The organism is Micromonospora sp. NPDC049171, assembly GCF_040648275.1.
Classification (GTDB): Bacteria; Actinomycetota; Actinomycetes; order Mycobacteriales; family Micromonosporaceae; genus Micromonospora.
The window spans coordinates 116,040-136,226 of the sequence record NZ_JBEZDJ010000004.1; the positions used below are offsets into that span (position 1 = coordinate 116,040).

The following is a 20,187-nucleotide window of genomic DNA, read 5'->3' on the forward strand; positions in this document are numbered from 1 at the left end:
CACCCGCCAGGGTTCACCGGCGGCCCGCCTCGCGCAGGAGGAAGAAGTTGCTGTCCGCCTTTCTCAGTGCGTTCCGTACGCCTGACCTGCGCAAGAAGCTGCTGTTCACAGTAGGCATCATCGCGGTCTACCGACTGGGTGCAACGCTCCCCAGCCCGGGCGTCTCGTACGGCAACGTGCAGAAGTGCCTCGACTCCATCTCGGGTGACACGACGGGCCCGCTGAATCTGCTCAACCTCTTCTCCGGCGGGGCGCTGCTCCAGCTCTCGGTCTTCGCGCTGGGCATCATGCCCTACATCACCGCGTCGATCATCCTGCAGCTGCTGACCGTCGTGATCCCGCGCCTGGAGCAGCTCCGCAAGGAGGGCCAGGCTGGTCAGGCGAAGATCACGCAGTACACCCGCTACCTGACCCTCGGTCTCGGTGTGCTGCAGGCCTCGGCGTTCGTGGCGCTGGCCCGCTCGGGGCAGCTCTTCCAGAACCGCTGCGACCAGTTCCCGATCATCCCGACCGGCACCGGCATCCCGGACTGGCTGACCCTGAGCATCCTGGTGATCACGATGACCGCCGGCACCGGCATGGTCATGTGGCTCGGTGAGCTGATCACCGACCGGGGCGTCGGCAACGGCATGTCCGTGCTGATCTTCACCTCGATCGCCGCTCGGCTGCCCGGCGAGGGCTGGAACATCAAGCAGAGCCAGGGCTGGGGCAAGTTCGCCCTGGTCATCGCGCTGGTCCTGGTGGTCATCACCGCGGTCACCTTCATCGAGCAGGCACAGCGCCGGATCCCGGTGCAGTACGCCAAGCGGATGATCGGCCGACGGATGTACGGCGGCACCTCGACGTACATCCCGCTGAAGGTCAACCAGGCGGGTGTCATCCCGGTCATCTTCGGCTCGTCGCTGCTCTACCTGCCGCAGTTGGCCCTGCAGTTCTTCGACCAGAACGACCCGGGCAAGACCCAGGCGTGGATCCAGAACAACCTGGTCAACCCGAGTAGCCCGATCTACATCGTGGTCTACTTCCTGCTGATCATCTTCTTCACGTACTTCTACGTCTCGATCACGTTCAACCCGACCGAGGTCGCGGACAACATGAAGAAGTACGGCGGGTTCGTCCCGGGCATCCGCCCGGGCAAGCCGACCGCCGACTACCTGGACTTCATCCTCAGCCGGATCACCCTGCCGGGCGCGCTCTACCTCGGCATCATCTCGATCCTGCCGAACTTCTTCTTCATCTGGCTGGACGACCAGCAATACCAGAACTTCCCGTTCGGTGGCACCGCTGTGCTCATCATGGTTGGCGTCGGTCTGGAGACCGTGAAGCAGATCGAGAGCCAACTCATGCAGCGGAACTACGAAGGGTTCCTGCGGTAGATGAGACTCGTTCTGGTTGGCCCGCCGGGTGCGGGTAAGGGCACGCAGGCAGAGTTCGTCGCCGCGCACCTGTCGGTACCCAAGATCTCGACCGGAGACATCTTCCGCTCGAACGTCACCCAGGGCACGCCGCTCGGCGTCGAGGCGAAGCGGTACATGGACGCAGGCGAGCTGGTTCCGGACGAGGTCACCATCAACATGGTCCGGGACCGGCTGGCCGAGCCCGACGCCAGCGAGGGCTTCCTGCTCGACGGCTTCCCGCGGACCACTCCGCAGGCGGCCGCCCTGGACAAGCTCCTCGCCGACCTGGGCACCGCACTGGATCTGGTTCTGGAGTTGGTGGTCGACGACGACGAGGTGATCCGCCGGCTCTCCGGTCGGCGCACCTGTCGGGGCTGCGGCAAGATCTGGCACGTGGAGTTCGACGCCACCACCCGGCCGGGCATCTGCGACAGGTGTGGCGCCGAGTTGTTCCAGCGCGACGACGACAAGCCGGAGACGATCGCCACCCGGCTTCGTGAGTACAGCGAGAAGACCGCGCCCCTGGTCGACTACTACGGCGCCCAGGGCAAGCTGGTCGGGATCGACGCCACCGGCCCGGTGGAGGACGTCACCACCCGGGCCATCGACGCACTGCGGTCGTACGGCGGCTGAGGTCCCGCCGGACCACGGCGGATAGAGTGCGAACAGCGGGGTACGCGTGACGTGCCCCGCTGTTCGGCAACGAAAGGTAATCGCTCCATGCGTCGTCCCCAGCTGGACATCCAGCTGAAGACCCCGGACCAGATCGAGAAGATGCGGGCCGCCGGGCTGGTGGTGGCCGAGGCGCTTCGCCGCATGCGGGAGGCCGTCGCCCCCGGTGTGAGCACCGCCGATCTGGACGCCATCGCCGAGTCGACCATCCGCGAGGCGGGTGGTGTCCCGTCGTTCAAGGGCTACCACGGTTTCCCGGCGTCGATCTGTTCCTCGGTCAACGAGCAGATCGTGCACGCCATCCCGTCGCCGGGGCAGGTGCTCCAGGCCGGTGATCTGATCTCCATCGACTGCGGTGCGGTGCTGGACGGGTGGCACGGCGACTCCGCCATCACCGTCGGGGTCGGCGACGTCGACCCGGCACTGCTGAAGATGGCCGAGGTCGCCGAGGACGCGATGTGGGCCGGCATCGCCGCCGCCGCCCGCGGTGCGGCCAGCGGCAAGGGCCGACTCACCGACATCTCGCACGCGGTGGAGACGGCTGTCCGCAAGGGCGGCCGGTACGGCATCGTCGACGGCTACGGCGGGCACGGCATCGGCACCGAGATGCACCAGGACCCGCACGTGCTCAACCACGGCCGGCCCGGCAAGGGCCCGCGACTGGTCCCCGGCATGGCGTTGGCCATCGAGCCGATGATCACGATGGCGTCTCCGCGTACCGTCGAGTTGGCCGACGGTTGGACGGTCGTCACCCGGGACGGCTCGGTGGCGGCGCACGTCGAGCACTCGATGGCCCTGCTGCCCGACGGCGTCTGGGTGCTCACGGCCTTCGACGGCGGCCGCGCCCGCCTGGGCGACCTGGTAACCGCCCGCCAACCAGCAGCCTCAACCACCCCCTAACCCCACCCCACCCCACCCCACCCCACCCCACCTCCACCCCACCCCGCGCGTTGATCATGAAGTTATTGTCATGACACGCCGTGAAGCGTGGCGATAACGCCATGATCGACCGGGTTTCCGGGTGGGGCGGGACTGGCGTGACGGTGGCATGCTTGCCGGCATGGACGGGCGTGACGGGATGCGGGCCGCGGACGCGGACCGTGAGGTGGTTGCCGACCGGCTACGGGTTGCCCTCGGCGAGGGCCGGTTGGACCTGCACGAGTACGACGAGCGGGTGCAGCGGGCCTACGCGGCGCGCACGTACGCCGAGTTGGACGGGCTGCTCACCGACCTGCCGCCGGTGGCGCCCGTGGAGCGTTCGGCGCTGTCGCCGCTCACCCCGGCCGCCCCGCCGAGTGTCGGCGACCAGCCTGCGCCGGTGGCGCGTGGCGTCACGGCCCGCTGGTTGGCTGAGGTGTGGTTCCCGTACCTGCGGGTGATCGCCATCGTGGTGACCATCTGGGCGGTGACGTCGCTGCTGAGCCAGGATCTGCTCTACTTCTGGCCGGGCTGGGTGGCGGGGCCCTGGGGCGCGGTGCTTGTGGTCCGTACGGTCTCCGGGCTGGCCGCGAAGGAGCCCCAGCGCCAGGCCATCAAGCGCCAACGCCGCCGAGAGCGGAAGAAGGCAAAGCGCGCCACCAACCCAAACGAAACCCCCCCAACCCCCTAACCTCACCCCCCACCCCCCCCACCCCCCACCCCACCGGCCTCCGCCCCCACCCTCACCCCGTTGATCATGAAGTTATTGCCACCGATCCCGGCGTGTCGTGGCAATAACTCCATGATCAACGGGGTGAGGGTGGGGTGAGGGTGGGGCCTGGGGAGGTGGGTGGGTGGCCGGTTTGGCGGGGGAGCGCAGGTCGGCGTACACTTTCAGATCGGCGCACAGCGTCCACTCCGGCATGCCCACCCTGCGCTTCGGTGGGACCTGGAGCCGCGGCTGGCGCGGTCTTCTGATTCTGATCAGATTTCCGTGTAAGACGTTGTGGGCCGCCCGGAGCAATCGACGTCAGGACAGCGGAGGACATGCCGAAAAAAGACGGAGCCATTGAGATCGAGGGTCGGGTCATCGAGCCCCTGCCGAACGCCATGTTCCGGGTGGAGCTCGCGAACGGCCACAAGGTGTTGGCTCACATCAGCGGCAAGATGCGGCAGCACTACATCCGCATTCTTCCGGAGGACCGGGTCGTCGTCGAACTCTCGCCGTACGACCTGACCCGCGGGCGCATCGTCTACCGCTACAAGTAGTCCTGACGACGGCCGGGAAGTCCCGTGTCCGTCTTCGACGTCCGGTGTCGCGCAGAGCGCGTCCCCGGGCCAGATGGGAAGTAAGGCAACCGTGAAGGTCAAGCCGAGCGTCAAGAGGATCTGCAACAAGTGCCGGGTTATCCGCCGGCACGGCCGGGTCATGGTCATCTGCAGCGACCCGCGCCACAAGCAGCGCCAGGGCTGACTCAGCCCGTCCGGCCCTAACCGGCCGGGTGGCGTTGGTCCGGGCAGATCCCCAGCGACACACACATCACACATGCTCGTCCCAGCCGCGAGTGGTACGCGAGTCGTACTCCTGCGTGGCTGACCCCCGGTCGGAGGCCGGGGCCCGCTCGGGCAGCGACCGATCCCGGTCGCCGGCGCTCACCGCGTCGGAAAGACGGGACGGCCGGTAGCGGGGTGGGACGGGTCCACACCTCCGCCACACATCACGAGGAGTACGCCCGCACATGGCACGTCTAGTCGGCGTGGATCTCCCCCGCGAGAAGCGGTTGGAGATCGCGCTCACCTACATCTTCGGGGTCGGTCGCACCCGCGCCCTGGAGACACTCGCCGCCACCGGCATCTCGCCGGACAAGCGCGCTCGGGACCTCACGGACGAGGAGCTCGTGCAGCTCCGCGACCACATCGAGGGCAACTACAAGGTTGAAGGCGACCTGCGCCGCGAGGTCGCCGCTGACATCCGCCGCAAGGTTGAGATCGGCTGCTACGCCGGCATCCGGCACCGCCGGGGCCTGCCCGTGCGTGGCCAGCGGACCAAGACCAACGCACGGACCCGCAAGGGCCCGAAGCGGACCGTCGCCGGCAAGAAGAAGCCCGGCAAGAAGTAGTTCTTGACCGGATGACGGGGTCGGCCGCCGCCGAGGCGGGTCAGGCCGCAACCCGATCCGGAAAGTCAACTAGGAGCGCACAGACTTATGCCACCGAAGGCTCGTGCCGGAGCCGCTGTAAAGAAGGTCCGGCGCAAGGAACGCAAGAACGTCGCCCACGGGCAGGCGCACATCAAGAGCACGTTCAATAACACCATCGTGTCCATCACGGACCCGACCGGTGCGGTCATCTCCTGGGCCTCCGCTGGCCAGGTGGGCTTCAAGGGCTCCCGCAAGTCGACTCCGTTCGCCGCGCAGCTGGCCGCCGAGGCTGCCGCGCGTCGCGCCATGGAGCACGGCATGCGCAAGGTCGACGTGTTCGTCAAGGGCCCCGGCTCCGGCCGGGAGACCGCCATCCGTTCGCTGCAGGCCGTGGGCCTCGAGGTCGGCCAGATCGCCGACGTCACCCCGCAGCCGCACAACGGATGTCGTCCGCCGAAGCGTCGCCGGGTCTGAGAGGTAGAGAGAGATGGCTCGTTACACCGGTGCAGACTGCCGCCGTTGCCGGCGGGAGAAGATGAAGCTGTTCCTCAAGGGCAGCAAGTGCGATGGTCCGAAGTGCCCGTTCGAGTCCCGGCCGTTCCCGCCCGGGCAGCACGGCCGCGGCCGCACCAAGGAGACGGAGTACCTGCTCCAGCTCCGTGAGAAGCAGAAGGCCCGTCGGGTTTACGGCGTGCTGGAGAAGCAGTTCCGCGGTTACTACGAGGAAGCCGTTGGCAAGCAGGCCAAGACCGGTGAGGTCCTCCTGCAGATCCTCGAGTCGCGGCTGGACAACGTCGTTTACCGGGCCGGCTACGCCCACTCGCGGGACATGGCCCGCCAGCTGGTCAAGCACGGTCACTTCACGGTGAACGGCAAGAAGGTCGACATCCCGTCGTACCGCGTCAAGGAGCACGACATCATCGAGGTTCGGGGCAAGAGCAAGGAGCTCACCCCGTTCATCGTCGCGCAGGCTCAGGCCGGCTCGAAGACGGTTCCGGCGTGGCTTGAGGCCATCCCGAGCCAGATGAAGGTGCTCGTGCACTCCCTCCCGGCCCGGCAGGTCATCGACACGCAGGTCCAGGAACAGCTGATCGTCGAGCTCTACTCCAAGTAGTCCGAGCTCGTTCGGTGGTCCGCCCCTCGGGGCGGGCCACCGGAACAGTTTGTGTCGTGGGCGTCAAATAGCGGGCGCCCCGGAAGAGAAGAGAAAAGATGCTCATCAGCCAGCGACCCTCCCTCTCCGAGGAGTCGATCAACGAGACCCGGTCGCGGTTCGCCATCGAGCCGCTGGAGCCGGGCTTCGGCTACACCCTGGGTAACTCGCTGCGGCGCACGCTGCTGTCGTCGATCCCGGGCGCGGCCGTCACCTCGATCAAGATCGACGGTGTCCTGCACGAGTTCACCACGATCCCCGGTGTCAAGGAGGACGTGGTCGAGCTCGTCATGAACATCAAGGAGCTGTGCGTCAGCTCCGAGCACGACGAGCCGGTCAGCATGTACCTGCGCAAGCAGGGCCCGGGCGACGTGACCGCGGGCGACATCCAGCCGCCGGCCGGCGTCTCGGTGCACAACCCGGATCTCAAGCTCGCCACCCTCAACGGCAAGGGCCGGCTCGACATGGAGCTGACCGTCGAGCGGGGCCGGGGCTACGTGACGGCGGCACAGAACAAGCAGTCCGGCGCCGAGATCGGCCGGATCCCGGTCGACTCGATCTACTCGCCGGTGCTGAAGGTGACGTACCGCGTCGAGGCGACCCGTGTCGAGCAGCGCACCGACTTCGACCGGCTGATCATCGACGTCGAGACCAAGCCGTCGATGGGTCCGCGCACCGCGCTGGCCTCCGCCGGTTCGACGCTCGTGGAGCTGTTCGGGCTGGCCCGGGAGCTGGACGAGACCGCCGAGGGCATCGACATCGGGCCGTCCCCGCAGGACGCCCAGCTGGCGGCGGACCTGGCCCTGCCGATCGAGGAGCTGGACCTCACCGTCCGCTCCTACAACTGCCTCAAGCGCGAGGGCATCAACTCCGTTGGTGAGCTCATCGGGCGTACCGAGGCCGACCTCCTCGACATCCGCAACTTCGGTCAGAAGTCGATCGACGAGGTCAAGATGAAGCTCGCCGGGATGGGTCTCGGGCTGAAGGACTCGGCTCCGAACTTCGACCCGGCGCACGTCGTGGACACCTTCGGCGAGGCCGACTACGACACCGACGACTACCGCGAGACCGAGCAGCTCTAGTCCGCGCTGCCGCCACAACTGAGGAGCACCAAAATGCCCACGCCCACCAAGGGCCCCCGCCTCGGCGGCAGCCCCTCGCACGAGCGGCTGATGCTCGCCAACCTGGCGACCGCGCTGTTCCAGCACGGCAAGATCCAGACCACCGAGACGAAGGCCCGGCGGCTGCGTCCGTTGGCCGAGCAGCTCATCACCAAGGCCAAGCGCGGTGACCTCGCCTCGCGGCGGCGGGTGCTGGGTGTCGTCAAGGACAAGGACGTGGTCTACGCCCTGTTCGACCAGATCGCACCTCGGTACTCCAACCGCCCCGGCGGTTACACCCGGATCGTGAAGACCGGTCCGCGCAAGGGTGACAACGCGCCGATGGCCATCATCGAGCTGGTGGAGGAGCTTCAGGTCGCCGAGCCGAAGGTGAACAAGAAGACCGCCGCCCGCAAGGCCGCGCAGCAGGACAAGGTCGAGGCGCTCGCCCCGGCCGACGAGGCTCCGCAGTCGGCGCAGACCGACCAGGACTCCGAGGCGCCGGTGTCGGCGTCCGGTGACACCGACGCCGCCCGCGAGGACAGCGACGAGGCCACCGAGAACAAGGCCTGATCAAGGGCAACGTCGGGCCCGGCACCCCCATCGGGGTGTCGGGCCCGACCCATGACAGGAGGTACGAGGTGGACGAGCGGATCCGGCTGCGGCTGGACGTCTCGTACGACGGCACGGGCTTCTCCGGCTGGGCACCCCAGCCGACCCGGCGCACCGTCGCGGGGGTGCTCGTCGAGACCCTGGACCTGATCCTCGGTGCCGGCGCGGTCACCGGGCTGACGGTTGCCGGTCGCACCGACGCGGGAGTGCACGCCACCGGGCAGGTCTGCCACCTGGAGCTACCCGTCGACGTGTGGCGGGAGCACGAGGGGCGGCTGCTGCGCCGCCTGGCCCGGCTGCTCCCCACCGACGTCCGCGTACGCGCGATGACCGAGGTGCCGACCGACTTCGACGCCCGGTTCTCGGCCACCTTCCGCCGCTACGAGTACCGGGTCACCGATGCGCCCTTCGGCGCGGAGCCACTGCGCCGGCACGAGGTGCTGGCCTGGCCGAAGCCGCTCGACCTGGCCGCACTGAACGCCGCCGCGAGCGGCCTGGTCGGCGAGCACGACTTCGCCGCGTACTGCCGGCGCAAGGAGAACGCGACCACGTTGCGCGAGGTGACCCGGCTGGACTGGCGTCGCGACCCGGACGGCATCCTGGTCGCCACCGTGCAGGCCGACGCGTTCTGCCAGGCGATGGTGCGCAGCCTGGTAGGGGCGATGCTGGTGGCCGGGGACGGCCGCCGCCCGGTCGAGTGGCCGGGCAGCCTGCTCACCCGGCAGGACCGCTCCAGCGAGGTGACAGTGGCTCCCGCGCGGGGGTTGACCCTGGTCGCCGTCGGCTACCCCGCCGATCCGACCGAGTACGCGCGCCGCGCCGACCTCACCCGTCGACTGCGGGTTCCGATCGAGGGTTGACCGCCGGCGGGGTGCCGCAGGCTCACTCGCCGGGCAGGTCGCCGTCGTCGCCGCTGGCGGAGGTTTCCGGCGTCGGCTGGGCGGCGGTGCCACCCTCGGCCCGCTGTTGCAGAACGCCCCGGCTGAGGTGCAGCTCGATCATGTCGAACAGGATCTCGCGGACCGTGGCGTCGCCCGCCTTGATCGTCGCCCCGTCCTCGCGGACCACCAGCGCGTACGCCACGTAGTGACCGCGCACCTGCCAGCCGACCCGCGCGGGGGCGCTGCTCAGCACGTCGGTGCCGTCACCGGCGGCGAGGCCACGGAAGCGGCCCTTCCGCTCGTCGAGGAGTGGGCGGATCCGGTCCCGGGCCCGTTCCGCGCTGACCTTGTCGGTCAGGTTGAACAACCCGGCGGTGACCAGGTGATCGCCCTTCGGCGTGCGCAGCGTGGCCCGGACGACCTGGTTGCAGCCGAGGAGGGCCAGCAGGTCGGCGACCTCGCCGGTGGCGGCGACGGCGCAACTGCCGCTGGACTGGGTCTTGAGCACCTGGTAGCTCGGCTGGCCGGCGGTGAGCGTCAGCTCCTTGCCGGGGAAGAGTTCCTTGGCGCTGAGCGGGGCCCGGTCGGATTCTCGGGAGTCGAGGGCCAGCCGTTCCGGCGCGGCGGACGTCGGCGCGGCGGTCGGCGGGGATGTGGGGCCGGCCGCGGGTTGCTCGTTGCGGTCGATCAGCGCGGCGGCGCCGAGGCCGCAGAGTGCGAGCAGCACCAGGACGGCCGCGCCGCCGACCAGCACCTGCCACAGGCGGCCACCGCCGCGTCGGGAGCTGGGCTCCATCGCGGTGGCCGAGGTGTAGACCTGGCTGCGGGAGGCGGCAGACGGAACGTCGACACGGGTCGGCGGCGCAACCTCGGCACGGGTCGGCGGCGGCTGCGTCGACGGCAGGGAGAGCTGGTTCGGTCGGGGCAGCGACGGCGCGGGGAAGCGCGACGGAGAGGGCCCGGCCGGCGGGGGCGGACCGGCGCCGAACACCGACAGGTCGGACCCGGGCTCCGGGTACTCCTCGAAAGCGTCCTCATCGGACTCGTACCGATACACCATGTCGCCCAGAGTAGGAGCGATTGTCCCTTTAGGGGGTAATATCGGGGAAATGTGCGCGTGGGTGGTGTCCTGGCCGCCCCGGGTCGGTGCGAGAATTGCCGGCGTGACCGGCGACCACTACTTCACCGCTCAACCCGCCAGCGACGCTCCGCCGCGCGAGGTCGAGTTCTCCGTCGCCGACCGCGACTACCGGCTCGTCTCCGCCGGCGGCGTGTTCTCCGCCAGTCGCCTCGACCCGGGCACCGCCGTGCTCCTGCGCAAGGCCGACCTGCCCGCCGCCGACACCGCCGGTGACCTGCTCGACCTCGGCTGCGGGTTCGGCCCGATCGCGTGCGTGCTGGCCGACCTGGCACCGGCGAGCACCGTCTGGGCGGTCGACGTCAACGCTCGTGCCCGCGAGCTGACCGCCGCCAACGCGGCCAGGGTCGACGCGGCCGACCGGGTCCGGGTCCACGCGCCGGACGACGTTCCGGCGGGCGTCCGGTTCGCCCAGATCTGGTCCAACCCGCCCATTCGGATCGGCAAGGACGAGCTGCACGAGCTGCTGCTGCGCTGGCTGCCCCGACTCGCACCGGACGGCGTCGGCTGGCTGGTCGTCGCCCGGCACCTCGGTGGCGACTCGCTGCAACGCTGGCTCACCGAGCAGGGCTGGCAGGTCGAGCGGTACGCCAGCCAGAAGGGCTTCCGGGTGCTGCGGGTCACCCGGTAATTGGATGTCCCTCCGGCCCGCACTGGGGCAGGATCCCGGCGTGGGATACGTGGATGTGGCAGCGGTCGGGCACATCCTGCCCGACGGTCGGGAACTCTTCGCCGACGTGTCGTTCCGGGTGGGTGAGGGCAGCAAGGTCGCCCTGGTCGGGCCCAACGGCGCGGGTAAGACGACGCTGCTGAGGATGGTCGCCGGCGACCTGCCGGTGCGCAGCGGCGCCATCGCGCGGGCCGGCGGCCTGGGCGTGATGCGGCAGTTCATCGGCATGATCGGCGACGAGTCGACGCTCGCCGACCTGGCGTTGTCGCTGGCCCCGCCCTCGCTGCGCGACGCCGGCCGCCGACTCGCCGAGACCGAGGCGGCCATGCGGGCCGCCGAGGCCCACGGCAAGTTCAGCAACGCCGCCGGCAAGGCCCAGTTGGCGTACGCCGACGCGCTGGGGGCCTGGGGCGAGGCCGGCGGGTACGACGCCGAGGTGCTCTTCGACACCGTGGCGACAATCGTGCTGGACCGGACCTGGGACACGGTGCGGGACCGCCCGGTGCGCACCCTCTCCGGCGGTCAGCAGAAACGCTTCGCGTTGGAGTTGCTGCTGCGCGGCCCGGACGAGGTGCTGCTGCTCGACGAACCGGACAACTTCCTCGACGTGCCCGGCAAACGGTGGCTGGAGGCGCGACTGCGCGAGTCGACCAAGTCGGTGCTCTACGTCTCGCACGACCGCGAGCTGCTGGCCCAGAGCGCCGACCGGGTGGTGGCCGTCGAGGGTGGCAGCGCCTGGGTGCACCCGGGCGGCTTCGCCAGCTGGCACGAGGCTCGGGTGGCTCGGCACGCCCGCCTGGACGAGCTGCGTCGGCGCTGGGACGAGGAGCACCAGAAGCTGCGCGAGCTGATGCTGATGTACAAGCAGAAGGCCGCGTACAACGACGGATTGGCCTCGCGTTACCAGGCCGCGCAGACCCGGCTGCGTAAGTTCGAGGAGGCCGGGCCGCCGCCCGTACCCCCGAAGGACCAGGACATCCGGATGCGGCTGAGCGGCGGGCGGACCGGCAAGCGCGCGGTCGTCTGCGAGCAGCTGGAGCTCGACGGCCTGACCTTCCCCTTCGACCTGGAGATCTGGTACGGCGACCGGGTGGCGGTGCTCGGTGCCAACGGCACCGGCAAGTCGCACTTCCTGCGGCTGCTGGCCCGGGGCGGCACCGACCCGGACCCGGCCAACGGGCCGGTCGACGGGGCGCTCGCGCTCGCGCCGGTGGCGCACGACGGCACGGCGCGCCTCGGTGCCCGGGTCCGCCCCGGGCACTTCTCCCAGACCCACGACCGGCCGGAGCTGATGTCGAAGACGCTCGTCGAGATCCTCTGGCGGGGTGACGAGCACCGCACCGGAATGGACCGGCACGCGGCGATGGGGGTGCTCAGCCGCTACGAGCTGGCGGCACAGGGCGACCAGCGCTTCGGCACGCTCTCCGGCGGGCAGCAGGCCCGGTTCCTGGTGCTGCTGCTGGAGTTGTCCGGCGCGACGCTGCTGCTGCTCGACGAGCCCACCGACAACCTCGACCTGGCCAGCGCGGAGGCCCTCGAAGCGGGCCTGAACGCGTTCGCGGGGACAGTCATCGCGGTCACCCACGACCGCTGGTTCACCCGTTCCTTCGACCGGTTCGTGCTGTTCCGCGGCGACAGCGAGGTGGTGGAGACCCCGGAACCGGTCTGGGACGTGGGCTGAGCGGTCACCGGGCAGCGGTGCGTCCGGCCGGCATAGGGTGGATCTCGTGACTGACATGACCTATCGCCGGCTGGGCGACTCCGGGCTCGTGGTGTCCGTCGTCGGCATCGGCTGCAACAACTTCGGCCGTAAGCTCGACCTCGACGGCACCCGCGCGGTGGTGGACGCCGCCCTGGACGCCGGGATCACCCTCTTCGACACCGCCGACATCTACGGCGAGCCGCAGGGCGGCTCCGAGGAACTGCTCGGGCAGGCGCTCAAGGGCCGCCGGGACGACGTGGTGGTGGCCACCAAGTTCGGCATGGACATGAACGGCCTCAACGGGCCGGACTTCGGCGCCCGGGGTGCGCGGCGCTACATCGCCCGTGCGGTGGAGGCGTCGCTGCGCCGGCTCGGCACCGACCACATCGACCTCTACCAGATGCACGAGCCCGACCCGGGCACCCCGATCGACGAGACCCTCGCCGCCCTGGACGACCTGGTCCGCGACGGCAAGGTGCGCTACCTGGGCAACTCCAACTTCGCCGGCTGGCAGATCGCCGACGCGGACTGGGTGGCCTCGTCCAACGGCCGGTCCCGCTTCATCAGCGCGCAGAACCACTACAGCCTGCTGGAGCGCTCGGTGGAGACCGAGATCATCCCGGCCTGCGAGCGGTTCGGCCTCGGCATGTTGCCGTTCTTCCCACTCGCCAACGGGCTGCTCACCGGCAAGTACAAGCGCGAGGCGCAGCCGCCGGCCGGCAGCCGGCTCTCCGGCGGTGGCCGGTACGCCGAGCGGCTCGCCGCGGCCGACTGGGACACCATCGAGGCGATCGAGGCGTACGCGGCCGAGCGGGGTCTGACCATGCTCCAGGTGGCGATCGGTGGGCTGGCCGCCCAGCCGGCGGTGACCTCGGTGATCGCCGGTGCCACCACGCCCGAGCAGGTACGCGCCAACGCCGCCGCCGGCACCTGGGAGCCCACCGACGAGGACCTGGCGGCACTGCGCGCCATCCTCTGAGCGAGGCATGGCTGATCCGTGCGTCCCCCTGGTGATCCACTCGCGTTTCGTGAAACCGCGGTGACCCCCGGCCCGGGAAGCCCCGATTTTCAGAGACACCGAGTCGATCACGGGCCGGGTCGCTTGTGGCGGCCCGGCCCGTGTGGTGAAACCTGTCGCCTCAGGTGGTGCGGCGGCGGCCGAACAGCATGGCCACCCCCATCGCCGCGGCGACCAGCACGAGGCCGGCCGCCGCGAACGGCCACCAGCCGGCACCCGCGCCGCCTCCGCCGTCAGCCGGCTTGTTGACCGCCACCGGCTTGGGTGGCGGGGGTGACTGCGCCGGGCGGGCCTGCACCGTGGCGCTGGCCTTGGCCGGCAGGGGAGCGGGGGAGTCCACAGTCACCTGCCACGTGCCGGCGGAGAGCACCGGCCCGCTGCTGTAGAAGCCCTGCCCCTCGGGCTGCGGCTCCAACTGCACCGGCCCGACCTTCTGCCCGTCCGGGCCGGTGGCGGTGAGCACCAGGCGCACCACCCGGTCCAGTCGTCGGCCATCGGCGTAGGTGGCCTGGATGGTGACCCCCTGAGCCCCGTCGCCGGCCACCGTCAGCTTGAGTTTGTCGGCCCGGGCGGCCGCCGGGGCAGCGGAGAGCAGGGTCAGGGCCAGTCCGGCGAACACGGCGGCCAACACCTTGCGGATACCCGTCACAGACATCTCCTCGCTACGAATGAGGGAGGCCCCTCCCCGACGCCGCGGCGTCGGGGAGGGGCCTCGTCGGATCAGAGCTGGCGACCGGGTGCGAGCCGGGTGGCATCGCCACCGAGCCGCCCGGTGCCCTTGACCGGTTCGCCGTCGTTCGCCTTGACCCCGGCCTTGCTGGCCGCGCCGCCGAGTCGAACGATCATCGCGTCGGTGTCCCGCACCAGGACATCCCGGATCTCCGCCTCAGCCACCAGGGTGGCGTCGGCGGCGAGCGTGCGGAACGCGGTCAACTGCTTGATCGCCTTGTTGTCGTTGCCGGCCGCCTCGGCCTGACGGGCCGCGTCGAGCTTCGCCGTCAACTGCTTGTGCGCCTTGGCCGAGAGCCGACCCGTCGCCTTGAACCGGTCCAGCAGGTTCTGCATGTCCCGGAACGAGGTGGTGACGAAGAACCGGACCGTCGAGGTGGTCTCGTTGCCCGCCTTGTCGGTCGCGGTCACGGTCAGCTCGTGCAGGCCGAGCGGCAGCTCGTACATGGCCTGCAGAGTGCCGCTGGCGTACGCCTGGCCGTCCAGCTTGCCGACCACCGTCGCGATGCCCGAGGTCGGGTCGACGGCCTGCCAGGACACCCGGACGTCCTGGCTGTCTCCGTAGAGCTGGCCGTCGGCGATCCCGGACACCAGCAGCGTCGGCTTGGTGCCGTCGATGCGCAGCACCGCCGACTTGAGCGTCTCGACGTTGCCGGCCTTGTCGGTCGAGCGGAACAGCAGCTCGTGCTGCCCGTCGCCGGTCACCTCGACCGGCGTCGTGTACGGCGTCCACGCGCCACCGTCCAGCGACCACTCCACCGTCTTGACCCCGGAACCGGCGTCGGTCGAGGTCAGCACGACGGGGATCGTCCCGTTGTGCCAGCCGGCGTTGTTCGCCGGAGCGAACGTCGCCGAGGTCACCGGCGCGGTGGCGTCGATCTTGGCGGAGACGGTCTTCGTCTCCTCCACGTTGCCGGCCTTGTCGGTCGAGCGGTACCGCAGCTCGTGCTCGCCGTCGCCGGTGACGGCCACCGGTGCGGTGTACGCCGTCCAGGTGGTGGCCCCGTCCAGCTGGTACTCCGTACCGGCGAGGCCGCTACCGCCGGCCTCGTCGGCGGCGGTGAGCGTGACCGTCACCGGCCCGGTGTACCACCCCTCGGTCGGGGTGCCGGAGACCGCCGCGGTGGTGACCGGCGCGGTCTCGTCGGCCACCTTCGTGCTGAGCCGGAAGTAGTCGAACGAGGCGGTCTTCGACGCCGTCTGGTTGGCGCCGAGGGTGAACAGCCCGACCTTCGGGGTGGCCCCGACCGCGCTGTTGGTCAGTGCCTCCAAGGCGGTCCAGGTCGTGCCGTCCGCCGAGTACGACGCGGTGAACGTGTTGCCCGTGCGGGCCAGCCGCAGGTGCCACACCGCCGAGGTGAGGCTGGTCGCCTCCGGCTGCGGGCTCTGCACCACCCCGGCGATCTCGCTGCGGAACTCGATCCGCCGCGTCACCGCCTGGCCGGCCTGGTTGTCCGCGATGAAGTCGAACTTGACGTAGTTGTCGTCATCCGCCTGCACGAGCAGACCGGCCTGCTGGTACTGCTCGTTCAGCAGGCTGCCGTCGACCTTCGTCTCCAGGGTCCAGTCGCCGGACGGCGCGGTCTGGAGGATGAAGTTCTTCGGCCCGGTGTTGTCGGTGCCGTAGATGTCACCGTTGGGCACGTCGATCCGCAACGCGCCATCGGTGACCCGGTAACCGGCCGTGTCCTCCCGCGTGATGGCGTCCCACCGGCACTTGTCCAGCGAGCTGCCGGTGAACTCGTCCGACGGCTCGACCGGGCCGGCCGGGGCGTCCGGCGTGACCACGAACGAGTCGAAGGCCGCGTCGACAACAGGTGCCTCGGTGCCACCGTTGAGGGCGAAGACCCCGATCCGCGGGTTGGTGATGCCGGCGAGCGCGGCCGAACGGCCGACCGGGGTGAAGGTCTGCCCGTCGCCCGAGGCGGACGCGGTCAGGTTCGTCCCGTCGCTGGTGATCCGCAGGTACACGGTGTCACCCGCCGGTGCGTTGGTGGCGTCGGCGGCCTCGTTGCGAGGCGTGGCCGCGGTCTCCCGGATGAACTCCACCCGACGGCTGCCGTTGTAGAGCAGGTCCACCTTGGCGTAGTTGTCGTCGTCGCCGTACACCAGCAGGCCGGCCTGCTGGTAGTTGGCCGTCACCGGGAGGGTGATCTTGGTGGTCATCTCCCAGGCGCCGGTCGGAGCCGCCTGGAGCACCAGGTTGGTGGCGTCGTTGCGAGCCCCGTAGAGGTCACCCACCCCGGTGGGCAGCCGCAGCGCGCCGCCACTGAGCGAGTAGAGCTGGTTCTCCCGGACCACACTGGTCCACCGGCCCTTGTCCAGGGTGTTGCCGTTGAAGTCGTCCGAACGCGCCCCGAGGCAGGACGTGTCCGGAGCGTCCACCCGCACCGGCACCGTGGCGTAGGCCTTGGCGCCCTTGCTGTCGGTCACCGTGAGGGTGGCCGTGAACGCGCCCGCGCTGGTGTACGTGTGGCTGGCGTCCAGGGTGGTCGCCGTGCCTCCGTCACCGAAGTCCCAGGCGTACGTCAGCGGGGTGTTGCCCTCGGCATCGGTCGCCGTGCCGTCGAAGGCGACGGTGACCGGCACGGTGCCGGTGGCCGGGGTGGCCGTGGCACTGACCGCCGGCGGCGCGTTCTCGGTGACACCGCGGCCGACGAAGTCCATCCAGTTGACGTTGAACAGCGAACCCGTTCCGCCGTTCGGGTCGCGGGCCACGAAGAACAGCGAACCGCTCGCGGCACCGGTGACCGGTGCGCTCACGTCCGTGTACGTCTGCCACGCGCCGGTCGTCGGCACGACGGCCGTGGCGACCACCGGTCCGTCGACCGCACCCGCGTGGACCTCGATCCGACCGCCAGCGGCGGCCGAGGCGGCCCGGAACCGGATCTCGGTGATGTTGGTCAGGTTCGCCGGAGCGACAGACCACCAGTCACCGTCCTCGATGAACGCGATGCTCTGGCCGCCACCGGCGGTGTCGGCCCCGGCCTCCCGCTGCACACCGGCGTCTCCGCCGCCGGTGCTCACCGGAGTCCGTCCGGTGGCCGTGAAGTACTCGGCCTGCTTCTGCTTGGGCTGCAGGATCTCGATCTGCCGACCGGTGAGCGCACCGGCGCCGCCGGCACCACCCTGGTCGGTGTAGGTGGCCTCGAAGACCGCGAAGACGTTCGCCTCGGCGCCGTGCCCGGAGGCGAGCGACGTCTGGACGGTGCCGGTGCAGCCGGTGTGCTGCTCCAGCGGGTGGGCGTGCTCGTCGTGACCGAGCAGCACCTGGAGGTTCACCTTGGCGCAGTCGATCTGCCCGTCCTCGGGGTCGGTCACCTTGATCGTGTACTTGACCTGGTCACCCCAGTTGAAGAAACCACCGTCCGGCGGGAACTCGATGGTGACCGTCGGTGCGGTGTTGCCCACGGTGATCGGCACGTTGCCCACCGCGGTACGGCCCTTCGCGTTGGTCACGGTGAGCTGGGCGGTGTAGTTGCCCGGCGTCACGTAGGTGTGCGTCGGGTTCGCCTCGGTGGAGGTCTGCCCGTCGCCGAAGGACCAGGCGTAGGTGAGCGCGCCACCGTCCGGGTCCCGGGAGCCGTCGCTGGAGAAGGTGACGGTCAACGGCGCCGGACCCCAGCTGGGGTTGGCGGACGCCGCCGCGATCGGCGCGCGGTCACCGGCGGTGTAGTCGATCCGGTAGATGCCGGAGTTGTCGTTGTTGCCGCCGAAGCCGCTGCCCCACTCGATCAGGTACAGGGCACCATCCGGGCCGAACTCGAAGTCCATCGGCCGGATCATGCTCATCCCGGTGAGCAGCTGGTTGATGTCCACAAGCGACTTGCCGTCGGCGGTCACCTGCATCGTGTACATCTTGTTCTGGTTCCACTCGCCGAGCAGCGCCTTGCCGTCGTAGTAGGCCGGCCACTTGCGGGTGGAGTTGAGGTTGGGGTCGTACCGGTAGGCCGGGCCGCCCATCGGCGCGCCACCGCCACCGATCTCCGGGTACCGCGCGTCACCGGCGTAGCCGTAGTCGACGGTGGCCGGGACGACCGGGGGGAGGTTGGTCAGGCCGGTGTTGTTCGGCGAGTTGTTCACCGGCGCGGCGCAGTCGAACTTCGCGCCGCTCGGGCCGGACGGGAACGTGTAGTCGTTGTACGCCTCGTTCGTGCCCGTGCAGTACGGCCAGCCGTAGTTGCCGGGGGTCACGATGTTCCACTCGACCAGACCGCGGGGGCCCCGGGTCGCGTTGTTCGCGTTGGCGTCCGGCCCGTAGTCCCCGACGTACAGCGTGTCGGTCTTCGGGTCGGTGCCGATCCGGAACGGGTTGCGGAAGCCCATCGCGTAGATCTCGGGACGGGTCTTCTCGGTGCCCGGCGCGAAGAGGTTGCCCGTCGGAACGGTGTACGTCCCGTCGTCCTCCGGGTGGATCCGGATCACCTTGCCACGCAGGTCGTTGGTGTTCGCCGAGGTGCGCTGCGAGTCGTAGTCCTGGCGGCCCGGGCGCTCGTCGAGCGGCGAGTACGCGTTGGACTCGAACGGGTTGGTGTTGTCACCGGTGGCCAGGTAGAGGTTGCCGGCGCTGTCGAACGTCATGCTGCCGCCCGCGTGGCAGCAGGTGTTGCGCTGGGTGTCGACCCGCAGCACCTGCTTCTCGCTCGCCGGGTCGATGGTGTCGCCGGTCACGGTGAACCGGGACAGCAGGTTGCGCGTGACGTTGTCGTTCGGGGCGTAGTAGAGATACACCCACTTGTTGGTGGCGAAGTCCGGGTCGAGCCGGATGCCGATCAGACCGTCCTCGTTGCCGGTGAAGACGTCCAGGTCGACGGCGGTGACGGTGCTGCCGGTGTCCGGCTTGATGATCTGCACCCGGCCGTCGCGCTCGATGTAGAAGACCCGCCCGTCGGGGGCGATGTCCAGCTCCATCGGGTTGCTGGTGTTGCTGTCCAGGGCGATCTTCTCGAAGTTCGAGGTCTTCGTGGCACCGCAGTCGGCGTCCGCGACACCGGCCGCGGTCCGGATGCCGCCGAGCAGGTGGGACAGGAACTCGGGCTCGGCGAACGACTCCCGGGTGTGCCCACCACCGGTGTACCAGGAACGACCGCCGTCGAAGTCCTGACACCAGGAGGTCGGGTGGTCGGCGCCCATCGCGCCCGCCCCCGGGGTGTAGCTCTTCTCGTCCAGGCTGGCCAGCACGTGCACGTCCGGCCGCGGGTTGGTCTGGAAGTTGTACCACTCGTCGAACCGGGACCAGCGGTCCGGCAGTTCGGCCGTGGACGGGTGGGCGTGGTCTTCCACCTTGACCGTGGCCTGCTGGTTCTGCGGGTGGTTGGCGAAGTACGCGCCGACCAGGTCGCCGTACCAGGCCCAGCTGTACTCGGTGTCCGACGCGGCGTGGATGCCGACGTAGCCGCCGCCGGCCTTCACGTAGCGCTCGAACGCCGCCTGCTGCTCGGCGTTGAGGACGTCACCGGTGGTGGAGAGCCAGATCACGGCCTTGTACTTCGCCAGGTTGGCGTCGCTGAACGCGGCGCCGTCCTCGGAAGCGTCCACAGTGAATCCGTTGGCGGCGCCGAGCTGTTGGATGGCGGCGACACCGGTGGGGATGGAGTCGTGCCGGAAGCCGGCAGTCTTGGAGAAGACCAGGACCGAGAAGGGATCGTCGGCGGCCTTCTGGGGCGCCTTCGGCGCCACCTGGGTGACCGGGGTTCCGGCCGCTGCCTCCCGTGGGGGGACCTGTGCGGCGGCCGGCGCGGCCTGCGCGGGCGTGCCGAACAGGGTCGTCGAAGCGAGGGCCAGGGAGATGAGGGTTGCGGTGATGGGTACGCGGGCACGACGAGAACGGGACACGCCGCCTCCTGTGTCGTAGTGACGGAGATCGCGGGAGTCGGCTCGCCGAAGGCCGTCCCTGATGGAGCCGGTGGTCACACCCTGCGAGGGCACCCCCACCGACATTTTGTCGAATCGCTGAACAAATTAATTCGACTGGTTCAATGTCCGGCAAGATGCCGGCGGGTAACGGTTCTGCAACGGCAGGCGACATTCCGAACAGGACCGCATGAACCGCCCCA

Annotated in this window: 18 protein-coding genes; 15 read left to right on the top strand and 3 right to left on the bottom strand. The window is 69.8% G+C overall.

The annotated features are described in order from the left end of the window. Positions 1–47 precede the first annotated feature (47 nt). The 12 genes from secY (at position 48) to truA (ending at position 8,853) form a co-directional block, all read left to right on the top strand. A complete protein-coding gene (secY, locus tag AB0B14_RS06905; RefSeq protein ID WP_357521751.1) occupies positions 48–1,376 on the top strand; it encodes a preprotein translocase subunit SecY in 1,329 nt (442 codons plus the stop codon). Beyond that, the gene (locus tag AB0B14_RS06910) at positions 1,377–2,030 is read left to right on the top strand and encodes an adenylate kinase (protein ID WP_007465256.1); all 654 of its coding nucleotides are present in this window, start codon (positions 1,377–1,379) and stop codon (positions 2,028–2,030) included. A gap of 87 nt (positions 2,031–2,117) precedes the next feature. Continuing rightward, entirely contained in the window at positions 2,118–2,969 is an 852-nt protein-coding gene (map, locus tag AB0B14_RS06915) for a type I methionyl aminopeptidase (protein ID WP_357080799.1), read from the top strand. 160 nt (positions 2,970–3,129) lie between these two features. After that, a complete protein-coding gene (locus AB0B14_RS06920) occupies positions 3,130–3,678 on the top strand; it encodes a DUF1707 domain-containing protein (RefSeq protein ID WP_357521752.1) in 549 nt (182 codons plus the stop codon). Between the two features lie 356 nt (positions 3,679–4,034). Beyond that, positions 4,035–4,256 carry a translation initiation factor IF-1 gene (gene infA / locus AB0B14_RS06925; RefSeq protein ID WP_007073013.1) on the top strand — a complete coding sequence of 74 codons (222 nt, stop codon included), beginning with the start codon at positions 4,035–4,037 and terminating at the stop codon, positions 4,254–4,256. Positions 4,257–4,347: 91 nt separating this feature from the next. Continuing rightward, a complete protein-coding gene (rpmJ, locus tag AB0B14_RS06930) occupies positions 4,348–4,461 on the top strand; it encodes a 50S ribosomal protein L36 (protein WP_043965539.1) in 114 nt (37 codons plus the stop codon). A gap of 265 nt (positions 4,462–4,726) precedes the next feature. Further along, the gene (gene rpsM / locus AB0B14_RS06935; RefSeq protein WP_030329917.1) at positions 4,727–5,107 is read left to right on the top strand and encodes a 30S ribosomal protein S13; all 381 of its coding nucleotides are present in this window, start codon (positions 4,727–4,729) and stop codon (positions 5,105–5,107) included. An 87-nt stretch (positions 5,108–5,194) separates the two neighbouring features. Then, the gene (rpsK, locus tag AB0B14_RS06940) at positions 5,195–5,602 is read left to right on the top strand and encodes a 30S ribosomal protein S11 (protein ID WP_030329919.1); all 408 of its coding nucleotides are present in this window, start codon (positions 5,195–5,197) and stop codon (positions 5,600–5,602) included. A 13-nt stretch (positions 5,603–5,615) separates the two neighbouring features. Continuing rightward, positions 5,616–6,242 carry a 30S ribosomal protein S4 gene (gene rpsD / locus AB0B14_RS06945; RefSeq protein WP_030489600.1) on the top strand — a complete coding sequence of 209 codons (627 nt, stop codon included), beginning with the start codon at positions 5,616–5,618 and terminating at the stop codon, positions 6,240–6,242. Positions 6,243–6,340: 98 nt separating this feature from the next. Beyond that, positions 6,341–7,363: a DNA-directed RNA polymerase subunit alpha gene (locus AB0B14_RS06950; protein ID WP_007465227.1), complete on the top strand. Its 1,023-nt coding sequence runs from the start codon at positions 6,341–6,343 to the stop codon at positions 7,361–7,363. Between the two features lie 33 nt (positions 7,364–7,396). Then, positions 7,397–7,954, top strand: coding sequence for a 50S ribosomal protein L17 (rplQ, locus tag AB0B14_RS06955; protein ID WP_357078696.1), 558 nt, complete (start codon positions 7,397–7,399; stop codon positions 7,952–7,954). Positions 7,955–8,022: 68 nt separating this feature from the next. Further along, the gene (gene truA, locus AB0B14_RS06960) at positions 8,023–8,853 is read left to right on the top strand and encodes a tRNA pseudouridine(38-40) synthase TruA (protein WP_357078699.1); all 831 of its coding nucleotides are present in this window, start codon (positions 8,023–8,025) and stop codon (positions 8,851–8,853) included. A gap of 22 nt (positions 8,854–8,875) precedes the next feature. Here the strand turns inward: truA and AB0B14_RS06965 are convergent, their stop codons facing one another. Beyond that, positions 8,876–9,934, bottom strand: a complete 1,059-nt coding sequence (locus tag AB0B14_RS06965) for a hypothetical protein (protein WP_357521754.1) — start codon at positions 9,932–9,934, stop codon at positions 8,876–8,878. Positions 9,935–10,037: 103 nt separating this feature from the next. On the opposite strand from AB0B14_RS06965, the gene AB0B14_RS06970 reads away from it, so the two are divergent. From AB0B14_RS06970 to AB0B14_RS06980, 3 genes are read left to right on the top strand one after another with little or no spacing between them, the layout of a single operon-like run. After that, positions 10,038–10,643 (top strand): methyltransferase, encoded by a 606-nt coding sequence (locus AB0B14_RS06970; RefSeq protein WP_357521913.1) that lies wholly within the window; start codon positions 10,038–10,040, stop codon positions 10,641–10,643. 40 nt (positions 10,644–10,683) lie between these two features. Then, positions 10,684–12,363: an ATP-binding cassette domain-containing protein gene (locus AB0B14_RS06975; RefSeq protein WP_357078708.1), complete on the top strand. Its 1,680-nt coding sequence runs from the start codon at positions 10,684–10,686 to the stop codon at positions 12,361–12,363. 37 nt (positions 12,364–12,400) lie between these two features. Continuing rightward, complete coding sequence (locus tag AB0B14_RS06980) at positions 12,401–13,363, top strand: aldo/keto reductase (protein WP_357521756.1); 963 nt, start codon at positions 12,401–12,403, stop codon at positions 13,361–13,363. Positions 13,364–13,523: 160 nt separating this feature from the next. Here AB0B14_RS06980 and AB0B14_RS06985 read toward each other — a convergent pair whose 3' ends face one another. Further along, a complete protein-coding gene (locus AB0B14_RS06985) occupies positions 13,524–14,051 on the bottom strand; it encodes a hypothetical protein (protein ID WP_357521758.1) in 528 nt (175 codons plus the stop codon). Positions 14,052–14,122: 71 nt separating this feature from the next. Then, positions 14,123–19,966 carry a ThuA domain-containing protein gene (locus AB0B14_RS06990; RefSeq protein WP_357521760.1) on the bottom strand — a complete coding sequence of 1,948 codons (5,844 nt, stop codon included), beginning with the start codon at positions 19,964–19,966 and terminating at the stop codon, positions 14,123–14,125. Between the last annotated feature and the right edge of the window lie 221 nt (positions 19,967–20,187).